This is a genomic window from Erwinia sp. MYb375, assembly GCF_037479175.1.
GTDB lineage: Bacteria > Pseudomonadota > Gammaproteobacteria > Enterobacterales > Enterobacteriaceae > Erwinia > Erwinia rhapontici.
Window position 1 is genome coordinate 179,422 of sequence record NZ_JBBGZS010000024.1, and the last position, 10,534, is coordinate 189,955.

The 10,534-nt window shown below is 53.7% G+C and carries 10 protein-coding genes and 4 pseudogenes; 2 read left to right on the forward strand and 12 right to left on the reverse strand.

From position 1 onward, the window contains the following. Nucleotides 1-28: 28 nt before the first annotated feature. From WH279_RS22625 to WH279_RS22650, 6 genes and pseudogenes are all read right to left on the reverse strand, one after another. Nucleotides 29-346: an MmcQ/YjbR family DNA-binding protein gene (locus WH279_RS22625; protein ID WP_339459066.1), complete on the reverse strand. Its 318-nt coding sequence runs from the start codon at nucleotides 344-346 to the stop codon at nucleotides 29-31. A 2-nt stretch (nucleotides 347-348) separates the two neighbouring features. Continuing rightward, complete coding sequence (locus WH279_RS22630; RefSeq protein WP_339459068.1) at nucleotides 349-768, reverse strand: secondary thiamine-phosphate synthase enzyme YjbQ; 420 nt, start codon at nucleotides 766-768, stop codon at nucleotides 349-351. 114 nt (nucleotides 769-882) lie between these two features. Next, nucleotides 883-2,076 (reverse strand): amino acid aminotransferase, encoded by a 1,194-nt coding sequence (locus WH279_RS22635; RefSeq protein WP_339459070.1) that lies wholly within the window; start codon nucleotides 2,074-2,076, stop codon nucleotides 883-885. A gap of 74 nt (nucleotides 2,077-2,150) precedes the next feature. Continuing rightward, nucleotides 2,151-2,648: pseudogene (locus WH279_RS22640) on the reverse strand (YitT family protein); the annotation flags it as partial. Next, nucleotides 2,612-3,041 (reverse strand): annotated as a pseudogene (locus WH279_RS22645) (Lrp/AsnC family transcriptional regulator). The pseudogenes WH279_RS22645 and WH279_RS22640, both read right to left, overlap by 37 nt. A gap of 397 nt (nucleotides 3,042-3,438) precedes the next feature. Then, nucleotides 3,439-4,690: pseudogene (locus WH279_RS22650) on the reverse strand (DnaB-like helicase C-terminal domain-containing protein). A gap of 101 nt (nucleotides 4,691-4,791) precedes the next feature. Between WH279_RS22650 and WH279_RS22655 the strand changes: the two are divergent. Continuing rightward, nucleotides 4,792-5,772: a quinone oxidoreductase gene (locus tag WH279_RS22655; RefSeq protein ID WP_200643849.1), complete on the forward strand. Its 981-nt coding sequence runs from the start codon at nucleotides 4,792-4,794 to the stop codon at nucleotides 5,770-5,772. 238 nt (nucleotides 5,773-6,010) lie between these two features. On the opposite strand, the gene pspG is transcribed toward WH279_RS22655, so the two are convergent. The 4 genes and pseudogenes from pspG to traF form a co-directional block, all read right to left on the reverse strand. Further along, nucleotides 6,011-6,244 carry an envelope stress response protein PspG gene (gene pspG / locus WH279_RS22660; RefSeq protein WP_200643850.1) on the reverse strand — a complete coding sequence of 78 codons (234 nt, stop codon included), beginning with the start codon at nucleotides 6,242-6,244 and terminating at the stop codon, nucleotides 6,011-6,013. 157 nt (nucleotides 6,245-6,401) lie between these two features. Beyond that, complete coding sequence (dusA, locus tag WH279_RS22665; RefSeq protein ID WP_339459072.1) at nucleotides 6,402-7,397, reverse strand: tRNA dihydrouridine(20/20a) synthase DusA; 996 nt, start codon at nucleotides 7,395-7,397, stop codon at nucleotides 6,402-6,404. A 191-nt stretch (nucleotides 7,398-7,588) separates the two neighbouring features. Then, nucleotides 7,589-7,714 (reverse strand): hypothetical protein, encoded by a 126-nt coding sequence (locus tag WH279_RS22670; protein ID WP_339459075.1) that lies wholly within the window; start codon nucleotides 7,712-7,714, stop codon nucleotides 7,589-7,591. Between the two features lie 73 nt (nucleotides 7,715-7,787). Then, nucleotides 7,788-8,338 (reverse strand): annotated as a pseudogene (traF, locus tag WH279_RS22675) (conjugal transfer protein TraF); the annotation flags it as partial. A 296-nt stretch (nucleotides 8,339-8,634) separates the two neighbouring features. Between traF and zur the strand changes: the two are divergent. Continuing rightward, complete coding sequence (zur, locus tag WH279_RS22680; RefSeq protein ID WP_200643868.1) at nucleotides 8,635-9,144, forward strand: zinc uptake transcriptional repressor Zur; 510 nt, start codon at nucleotides 8,635-8,637, stop codon at nucleotides 9,142-9,144. An 85-nt stretch (nucleotides 9,145-9,229) separates the two neighbouring features. Here the strand turns inward: zur and WH279_RS22685 are convergent, their stop codons facing one another. Both WH279_RS22685 and dinF read right to left on the reverse strand, forming a co-directional pair. Further along, nucleotides 9,230-9,439: a CsbD family protein gene (locus WH279_RS22685; RefSeq protein WP_133846962.1), complete on the reverse strand. Its 210-nt coding sequence runs from the start codon at nucleotides 9,437-9,439 to the stop codon at nucleotides 9,230-9,232. Between the two features lie 215 nt (nucleotides 9,440-9,654). Then, nucleotides 9,655-10,534, reverse strand: an 880-nt coding sequence (gene dinF, locus WH279_RS22690) for an MATE family efflux transporter DinF (protein ID WP_339459078.1), incomplete at its 5' end; no start/stop codon positions are given.

Sequence of the window (10,534 nt, forward strand, 5' to 3'; positions counted from 1 at the left end):
GCGGACCCAAAAACGGTCCGCCCCGGGTTTATTTCTGCACCTGCTGATAAGACGCATCCACCAGGTAGTAAATCTGTGAATCTTTCAGTGATCCGTCCAGCAACACGGTGTTCCAGTGTGAAGGATTCAGATGCTCGCTGGGCTGCACATCACTGTGCTGCTCTCGAATAAGGTCGGCTAACGCCGGAGTGCTTTTCAGCGCCACCGCAGGACGCCCGCCCACATCGCACAGCATGGCAAACAGCACACCTTTGGCTTTGATCTGCGTAGCCTGCCACTCATCGTGTTCACTTTGCTCTGCACCGTTTTTCGCCATGCAGTATGACAGCAGCTCAGATATGTTCATGCTTAATCATCCCCCTGTAGGGTCGCCACGATACGTCGGGCGCCACCGCGAATGCGGTGTTCACCCAGATAAATTCCCTGCCATGTCCCCAGCATCAACCGACCACGACTGATCGGCAGTAACAGTGAGGTACCCAACAGCGAGGACTTAATATGGGCGGGCATATCATCGGCACCTTCGTAGTCGTGCTGATAGGGCGCGTTGTCCGGTACCGAACGCAGAAAGTGTTGCTCCATATCGGTTCTCACCGTGGGATCGCAGTTTTCGTTCAGCGTCAGGGAAGCCGATGTATGCTGCAACAGCAGATGCAGCAGCCCGGTCTGCACATCACTTAATCGACGCAGTTCACCGAGGATCTCATCCGTTACCAGATGAAAGCCACGCGGTTTTTCGTTCAGAGTGAGAGTTTGCTGATACCACATAGTACGACTCCTTAACGCAATAGATGGGTTAAGTGTGCAGCAAGTGGCGAAAAGGTAAACCTGAAAAGTGAAAAAGCAGGAATAGCTGGCCGGGAGAACCCCGGCCAGAAAAGATTACATCACTGCAGCCATCGCTTCCGCAACCTGACGCACATTGTTGTGGTTCAGGCCGGCGATGCAGATACGTCCGCTGGCAATCAGGTACACGCCAAACTCATTACGCAGACGGTCCACCTGTGCTGCGCTCAGGCCGGTATAGCTGAACATGCCGCGCTGCTTCAGCAGGTAGTCAAAGTTTTTACCCGGGACGGCGAGGGTCAGTCCTTCCACCAGCGCCTGGCGCATTTCCAGAATACGCACGCGCATCGCTTCGACTTCTGCCAGCCAGCTGGCTTTCAGCTCAGGGTTATTCAGCACGCAGGAGACGACCTGCGCACCAAAGTTTGGTGGGCTGGAGTAGTTACGGCGCACGGTCGCTTTCAGCTGACCAAGCACACGAGCGGCTTCATCCGCATCGTCACAGACGATGGACAGGCCGCCAACGCGTTCGCCATACAGAGAGAAGATTTTAGAGAACGAGTTACTGACCAGCGCAGGCAGGCCCGCCGCGGCAATAGCACGGATAGCATAGGCATCATCTTCCATGCCGGCACCGAAGCCCTGATAGGCGATATCCAGGAACGGGATCAGCTCGCGTGCTTTCAGCACTGCGGTGACTTCATCCCACTGTGCGTTGGTCAGATCAGCCCCGGTTGGGTTATGGCAGCACGGATGCAGCAGCACGATGCTCTGGGCAGGCAACGTGTTCAGTTTTTCCAGCAATGCGGCGAACTTCACGCCATTGCTTTCATCGTCATACCACGGGTACGTATTGACCGTGAACCCGGCACCCGCAAAGATAGCAATGTGGTTTTCCCAGGTCGGATCGCTGACCCAGACCTGTGAATTCGGGAAGTAGTATTTCAGGAAGTCAGCACCGACTTTCAGCGCACCCGATCCCCCCAGTGTCTGAATGGTGGCGATACGCCCCGCTTTCAGTACCGGATGCTCTGCGCCAAACAGCAGTGGCGCAACCGCACTGCGGTAAGGCGGCAAACCTTCCATCGGCAGATAGAGGGAGGCGCTTTGTGGCTGTGCATTCAGCAGGGCTTCCGCTGCGGCAACCGCCTTCATCTGTGGGATCACACCCTGTGCATCGTAATACAGGCCGATGCTCAGGTTCACCTTGTGCGCGCGGTTGTCCTGTTTGAACGTTTCCATCAGGGAGAGAATCGGATCGCCAGCGTAGGCATCAACGTTTTGAAACACGGTGCAAGTCTCCATTAAATAATCAGTCATGTCCTGCAACGCCACGGCGGGCGTTGCGGTAAATTCAGGCAGGGCTAAACGTAATAGCGGCCAGGGCGGTGGTTCATGGCAATAATAAGATTCAGCACTACCGCACCGGCAATAGAGGCCGCCAGCATCTCGCGCGACACCACAAACAGCGAGGCCAGCACCACGCAGGTATCCACCCCCATTTGCAGTTTTCCGGCACGAATACCGTAACGGTCCTGCAACCACAACGCCAGAATATTGATCCCACCCAGGCTGGCCTTATGGCGAAATAACACTATAAACCCAATCCCCATGACCACGTTACCGAACAGTGTCGCATAAAAGGGATCCAGCGCGGAAAAATGGATGAATAACGGGTGCAGGTGGCTAAATGCGGAGACCAGCGCCACGGCAGAGAAGGTTTTCACGGTGAAAGCCCAGCCCATGCGCTTCACGGCCAGCCAGTAAAATGGGATGTTGATCAGGAAAAATGCCAGCCCAAAGGAGGTTTTGCTCAGGTAGCTGATTAGAAAGGCGATACCGGCAGTACCGTCTTCACATGCGAAACGCTTTGATGTCCTGCCACCAACGGCTAATCAGCGCGCTCAGCCCGGCGAGATCGGCCACTGCCACTTTTAGCAGATAATCAGCGTCACCCGTGGTTTTATAGGCATCCACGATAGCTCGGATACCATGCGGTGAAAACTCTCAACGTACTCTGTCGTATGGTTGATCAGCCGCACTTCAATCAGGCCGATCATACCCAGGCCGACGGCATCGGGGGACAACCGCGCGTGATAGCCAAGGATCAATCCAGCCTGTTCCAGGTTAATACGGCGGCGTGAGCACTGTGAGGCGGACAGCTTCACAATATCGCTCAGTTCCTGGTTGGTCAGGCGACCATTCGCTTCCAGTAAAGTCAGTATCTTAAGGTCAAAATCATCAATCTGGGTCATCGTTCATCCGTGCTGGTGTCTGGGTACTGCTGACAGACAGATAACCGCATTCATTGCGGTGTTGTCCAACACTATTTTGTGATGACAGGCGTTGAAAGCGGGTCGGGCATGCCCGACCCCTACAAGCGTCGAAAGCGACGGATAAATCGTAGGGGGTTGGGCAGGCAGGCCCACCAAGATCGGGGGGGATGTTGTATCGTGTCGAAAGCGACGGATAAATCGTAGGGGGTTGGGCAGGCAGGCCCACCAAGATCGGGGGGGATGTTGTATCGCGTAGAAAGCGACGGATAAATCGCAGGGGGTTGGGCAGGTAGGCCCACCAAGATCGGGGGGGGATATTGTATCGCGTCGAAAGCGACGGATAAATCGTAGGGGCCGGCATGCCTGGCCCGAAAGATTACTCGTCGTCGTACTGTGGACCCGCATAGTTGTCGAAGCGCGACCACTGACCGTTGAAGGTCAGGCGTACAGTCCCGATAGGGCCGTTACGCTGCTTACCGATGATGATCTCAGCAATGCCTTTATGCTCGCTGTTTTCTTCATAAACCTCATCACGGTAGATAAACATGATCAAGTCGGCATCCTGCTCGATGGAGCCGGATTCACGCAGGTCGGAGTTAATCGGGCGTTTATTACTGCGCTGCTCCAGGGAGCGGTTAAGCTGCGACAGCGCCACAACCGGCACCTGTAACTCTTTCGCCAGCGCCTTAAGCGAACGTGAGATTTCAGCGATTTCCAGCGTACGGTTATCGGACAGTGCCGGTACGCGCATCAATTGCAGGTAGTCGATCATGATCAGACTTAAGCCGCCGTGCTCACGGAAAATACGGCGCGCACGCGAACGAACATCGGTCGGGGTCAGGCCGGAAGAATCATCAATGTACATGTTCTTCTTCTCCATCATGATCCCCATAGTTTTCACACAGGTTCATGGCAAAGGTGGTTTTACCCATCGACGGACGGGCCGCGACGATAATCAGGTCAGAACGCTGAAGCCCGGCGGTTTTCTTATTCAGATCGCCGTAGCCCGTATCCACCCCGGTCACCCCATTTTGCGGTGTCTGATAGAGGGCCTCGATACGCTCGATCGTTGATTCAAGGATCTGATCAACACTCTTCGGTCCTTCATTGGCACGGCTTTCGGCGATCTGGAACACGCGGGTTTCCGCCAGATCGAGCAGATCTTCACTGGTGCGCCCCTGAGGATCATAACCGGCATCCGCAATTTCGTTAGCAACGGAGATCATCTCACGCACAACGGCACGTTCACGGACGATATCCGCATAGGCACCGATGTTTGCCGCACTTGGCGTATTTTTAGACAACTCAGCCAGATAGGCAAAACCGCCGACCATGCTCAGTTCGCCTTTGGTTTCCATCGATTCGGAAAGGGTAATCAGATCGATCGGTTTACCCAGCTCCAGCAGGCGCTGCATCTCCGCGAAGATCATCCGGTGCGGGCGGCTAAAGAAGTCCTTTGCCACCACGCGCTCGGCAACATTATCCCAGCGTTCGTTATCCAGCATTAAACCGCCCAACACCGACTGTTCAGCTTCCAGCGAGTGCGGGGGCAGCTTGAGACCTTCCATCTGGCGGTCACGCGGCTCGCGGTTTTCGAAGGATTTGTTGGTGGGTTTATTTCCTGCCATAGTGATGCGATACCAAAAATCTTGTGGGGGGACGCGCAAGTATACCCGTTTGCATGACTGACGTCCTCCCCCACATTACCGCGAAATCCACAGGAGTGAACATGGCGAAACGTATACAAATCAGCCAGCACGGCGCACCCGAAGTGATGCAGCTGGTGAGCTTTGATCCAGCCGATCCGGCCCCCGGTGAGGTGCAGGTTGAGAACAAAGCCATCGGCATCAATTACATCGATACCTATGTGCGCAGCGGCCTTTACCCTGCCCCACTTCCTGCCGGGCTGGGAACAGAAGCCGCCGGGATCGTCACTCGCGTTGGCGCTGGCGTCAGTGCCCTGAAACCAGGTGACCGCGTGGTTTACGCACAGTCGTCTCTGGGTGCCTACAGCGAAGTGCACAACGTGCCGGTCGATAAAGTGGCACCACTGCCGGATGCTATCTCCTTTGAACAGGGCGCGGCATCCTTCCTTAAAGGCCTGACGGTGCATTATTTGCTGCGCCAGACCTATGTGGTGCAGCCGGATGAGGTGTTTCTGTTCCATGCCGCTGCTGGCGGTGTCGGGCTGATTGCCTGCCAGTGGGCAAAGGCGCTCGGGGCACATCTGATCGGCACGGTAGGCTCGGCGGAGAAAGCCGCGCTGGCGAAACGTGCGGGCGCCTGGGAAACCATTAACTATCGGGAAGAGGATATTGCCGCGCGCGTCAGCGAGCTGACCCATGGCAAAAAGCTGCGTGTGGTGTATGACTCGGTAGGGAAAGATACCTGGGAAGCATCGCTGGACTGCCTGCAGCGTCGTGGCCTGATGGTCAGCTTTGGCAACTCATCGGGCCCGGTGACGGGTGTGAATCTCGGTATCCTCAATCAGAAAGGATCACTGTATGTTACCCGACCATCACTCAATAGTTATGTCACCACGCGTGAAGCGCTACTTCAGGCCAGCAATGAGCTGTTCTCGCTGATCGCAAGCAATGCGATTAAGGTGGATGTGCCAGACACGCAGAAGTTTGCGCTGGCCGATGCAGAGCGGGCACATCAGATACTGGAAGGTCGTGGTACACAGGGATCGAGCTTATTAATACCGTGATTTCTGGCGTACTGCACAAATAATCAGGGCCTCCCGAAGGAGGCCCTTTTTTCTTTCTTTTTATAGTTCGCACTGAGTGTAGGGTCAGCGGCGATGAATACGTTTTGATTCAGTGAAACCATCCTGGCAGAATTCATAAGTAAAAAATATGTTTAATTGCGAAATGGTGCTTAGCAATTTTCCATGATGTGATCTAACCCGCATTAACAGACCAAATGCCTCAGGCAACTCATTGATATTATCGAGATAACCAGGGTTTATCCTTCGCAGAGGGTTTCCGAAAAGCCCGATATAACCAGACGCCAACCACCGCCAGCAGCAACCACGGCAACAATTTAATAACAACAGCGAACAATCCGCCAACGACCATCACCACGGTAGCCACCAGCAGCGCCGCAATGATGCCCAATAACGAAATACCGGTCAGCAACAGCATCATAAAAAAGCCGATGACAAACAGGATCTCTAACATGTCGATATGCTCCAGAATAAAGGACTCTGAAGAGACTATTACAAGAAGCGTGCCAGCACGGTGAGGATTTTAAGCTATTGATCTATAAGGAAGGCGCTCACCAGGGCCGTAACAACACTGGTGAATTTCATCAAAGCTTAGTGAAAATTTGACGATGTTATACGTTGGCAGGCACTTTATCCGCAACCAGTAGCAAGGCTTTTTCCACCACATCAACACCGGCACCCGCTTTATGGGCATTCTCGCTCAGGTAACGACGCCACTGACGCGCACCAGGAATGCCCTGGAACAGTCCCAGCATATGGCGGGTCACGTGGCCAAGGTAAGTACCGTTCGCCAGCTCGCGCTCGATATACGGGTACATCGCACGCACCACCGCAACAGGATCAACCATCGGCACGGTGCTGCCGAAGATCGTCTGGTCTACCTGCGCCAACAGTCCCGGGTTCTGATAGGCTTCGCGCCCCATCATCACCCCGTCCAGATGCTGTAAATGAGTGCGGGCTTCTTCCAGCGACTTGACGCCGCCGTTAAGCGATAGCGTAAGCTGCGGGAAGTCACGCTTCAGCTGGTAAACGCGCTCATAGTCGAGCGGTGGGATTTCACGGTTCTCTTTCGGGCTGAGGCCAGAGAGCCAGGCTTTGCGGGCGTGAATAATAAACGTCTCGCATCCCCCCTGCTCTGCAACACGCTGAATGAAATCACAGAGGAATTCGTAACTGTCCTGATCGTCGATGCCAATTCGGGTTTTCACAGTAACCGGAATAGAGATCACATCGCGCATCGCTTTGATGCAATCCGCCACCAGTTGGGCTTCACCCATCAGGCAGGCACCGAAGCGGCCATTCTGCACACGGTCAGACGGGCAGCCCACATTGAGGTTGACCTCATTGTAGCCACGCTCTTCTGCCAGTTTTGCACACTGTGCCAGTGCTGCCGGATCGCTGCCGCCCAGTTGCAGCGCCACGGGCTGCTCTTCAGAACTCCAGGCCAGGTAATCGCCTTTGCCGTGGATAATCGCCCCGGTTGTCACCATTTCGGTGTACAGCAACGTCTGACGCGTCAACTGACGATGAAAGTAACGACAGTGGCGATCGGTCCAGTCGAGCATCGGGGCAATGGAAAAGCGATGTGCAGGGAAATTATCGGTCATGAAAAGCGTTAACTCTGTGTCAGAAAGGGAGTGTCGATATTGTGCGCAATCATAGCACGGCGGGCCGCGAGGATACAGGAGCAGGGAAAGGTGATTGCCAGCGGCCGTAAGGTGACTGCTGGAAAAAAATCAGAACATAACGTTCCACTTCAAAGCGCAGTGACTTGAATGAATTATTACGTTATTCAATATCAGCTAAAGTCATAACGGTTTAAAATCTTTTCAACTGCAGGATCATTTTTATATTTTATTTTTAATTTTTCTTTCTGCTCTTTCGCTTTAGCGCAATAATTATCAACAGACTTTTCAATTTCCACCTGCCGTTCTTTAGGGAGGTTACTATCCCATTCTCCCGACATATGGATGCAGTTATCAGCATTATCGGGGATGGTTAAACCCGGTGTTGGTATTTTTATAATTGCCGTTGGTGAAGTCTGACTTGTCATAGCTGTATACCGAGGCGCTGTAGTTATACAGCGTAGTTTTTTGCAGTTTTGGCGTGATGCCCAGCGACACCGGCTGACCACCGAAATCAAACTCATGCGCGACGGCGATCCCCATATCGTAAACCACCGCTGCACGTCCCAGCCCGGCGAAATCAATGTCGCTTTGCGTGACATCGGTTACCACAGAGGCGGTGCCATAGGCTTTGGTCACAAAGGCAAAGGGCAGCACCTCATTGGGCACCGTTACCGCAAAAGCCGCGCCGGCGTTGGCCCAGGCTTTTTGACCCTTGATTTCGCGCAGTTGCTCTGCCAGATCGCCCGCTGCAGCTTGTGCACGTTGAATATCCGGTAGAGAGATAGGGAAAGTGATACGTCTTCCGGTTTGGCTTTGGTCATCAGCGCCGGGTTCGCCAGCACCGCCGAACCGTAACTGGAGGAAGCTACCCCCGTCCCGCCCATCGCATCATTGCGGGCATCGAAATAGTTACCGGCGGCTGCGTTGAACGTTCTGCATCTGTTTTTTTACAGTGCCAAACGCACACAGCCCTTTGCAAAAGGTAGTCATGAACCTTAAGCCCTGCAAATCAGATTAGGGATCTAAATAAAAAAAGAATGGTCCTGGTGCGTTCAAAACAATGATGAAATTTTTTTTACCTTCTGTACTTATCAGCAATACCAGTGAATGGTTGAGTCTGTGCTCGTGACAGAGGGTTAACTGAGGGTGAACTCGGCGTTTTGTTACAGATGTGATAAAATAACATCCTGAAATCGCCTGAGGGGGAACAATGAATATGACCAGTACTGAAAAAATCCTGTCGCAGGCGGAAGTTATCTGTCAGCAACGCAGCGTGCGACTCACGCCGCAGCGCCTTGAAGTCCTGCGTTTGATGAGTGAGCAGAATGGTGCCATTAGCGCCTACGATCTGCTTGACCTACTGCGTGCCTCCGAACCTCAGGCGAAGCCGCCCACCATCTACCGTGCGCTGGACTTCCTGCTGGAGCAGGGCTTTATCCATCGCGTAGAGTCCACCAACAGCTATGTGGTTTGTCATCACTTTGAAGAGCCGTCACACACCTCAGCCATGCTGATTTGTGACCGCTGCGGTTCAGTGGCCGAGCAGCATGCTAATGGCGTGGAAGATATTTTGAAATCGCTGGCCCTGAAGTCCGGTTTTACCCTGGGACATAGCGTCATTGAAGCGCATGGGTTCTGTGAAAAATGCGGGGAGATTGAAGCCTGCACCCATCAGGATGCGTGCCAGCACGATCATAGTGTGCAGAGTAAAAAACGCGGGCGTTAATAAATTTTGTGAGAAAAGAGAGAGTGATGAGTGGCACTGTCCTTGTGCCTGGGTAGGAGCATCGTCCTGAAAGGGGCCGCTGTTTTTACCAGCGGTGGTTGTTACGGGTTTCCCAATCACTCAGCTCTTTTTCGGCCTGATCTTTCTGATAGCCGTAGCGTTCCTGAATTTTACCTACCAACTGATCGCGTTTACCTTCAACGACCGTCAGGTCATCATCGGTCAGCTTACCCCATTGTTCTTTCACTTTACCTTTAAACTGTTTCCAGTTACCGCCGGCTTCGTCTTTATTCATAATGTGATTCCTCTACCTTGGGTTAAAACAGCTTTAATGCCTCAAGAACTGACTGTTAAACCAGACAATCATCTGGTTATTTGCCTGAGACAAAGATAATTGTAGTAGAGAAACCGCATACTGGCCGCTAACCCGCTGTCAAAAGCGGCACGAATCATTAAAAATACATATAATTCAGTCAACTAGCGAAGCGGCGCGTTACGTAACCAAATGTGTCACTGCGCGAACCAGGTCCCCTTACGCCAGTGACGACGCCAGATCACCCACAGGGAGACACCGCGCAGCAGCAGGAATAACGTGACCGCCAGCCACAGGCCATGGTTACCCAGCCACGGTACGCTAAACAGCGCCAAACCAAAGCCCAGTGCGGCGATGGCCATGCTGTTGCGCATCTCACTGGCGCGGGTGGCACCGATAAACATACCATCCAGCAAATAACAACCCACACCCGCTAATGGCATCAACACCTGCCACCATAAATACCGATCGGCAAGCTGGCGCAGCGGTTCCAGAGACGTCAGCAGCGCGATAATTTGCTCACCAAACAGAGCATAAAACAGAGAGAACCCTGCTGCGACTATCAACGACTGCCGACAGGCAGCATGCCAGACGCTGAGTAACTGCTTACTGTCTCGCGCGCCATACGCTTCTCCGGAACAGGCTTCAACCGCATAGGCGAAACCATCCAGTGCATAGGCGGTGAAAGTGAGGAACATCAGTAACACCGCGTTGACCGCCACCACATCATTCCCCAGACGCGCACCAAAGATAGTCAGCGACGCAAAGCAGATTTGCAGCAACAGAGAACGCAACATGATGTCGCGGTTTAAGCGCAGCAGGCGCCCCACATCACCGCGCCAGGCGCTCAGCATCAGCCTGACTGACAGACCACGCAGTTTCATCACCCGCCATACCAGCAGCAGGCCGACGATAAAGCTGACATATTCAGCAATCGCGGTGGCCGCTGCCGCGCCCTGCACACCCCATTTCAGGCCAATAACAAACGATCGGGCATGCCCGACCCCTACGGGTATATGTACCATCATCGTAGGGGCGAGGCACGCCTCGCCTATGTCAAACGGGTCGGGCATGCCC

What these genes read in the sequence shown, in the direction of transcription:
- WH279_RS22685 (WP_133846962.1), bottom strand. Translation starts at nt 9,439, where the DNA reads ATGAATAAAGACGAAGCCGGCGGTAACTGGAAACAGTTTAAAGGTAAA.
- pspG (WP_200643850.1), bottom strand. Translation starts at nt 6,244, where the DNA reads ATGTTAGAGATCCTGTTTGTCATCGGCTTTTTTATGATGCTGTTGCTG.
- WH279_RS22625 (WP_339459066.1), bottom strand. Translation starts at nt 346, where the DNA reads ATGAACATATCTGAGCTGCTGTCATACTGCATGGCGAAAAACGGTGCA.
- WH279_RS22655 (WP_200643849.1), top strand. Translation starts at nt 4,792, where the DNA reads ATGGCGAAACGTATACAAATCAGCCAGCACGGCGCACCCGAAGTGATG.
- zur (WP_200643868.1), top strand. Translation starts at nt 8,635, where the DNA reads ATGACCAGTACTGAAAAAATCCTGTCGCAGGCGGAAGTTATCTGTCAG.
- WH279_RS22630 (WP_339459068.1), bottom strand. Translation starts at nt 768, where the DNA reads ATGTGGTATCAGCAAACTCTCACTCTGAACGAAAAACCGCGTGGCTTT.
- dusA (WP_339459072.1), bottom strand. Translation starts at nt 7,397, where the DNA reads ATGACCGATAATTTCCCTGCACATCGCTTTTCCATTGCCCCGATGCTC.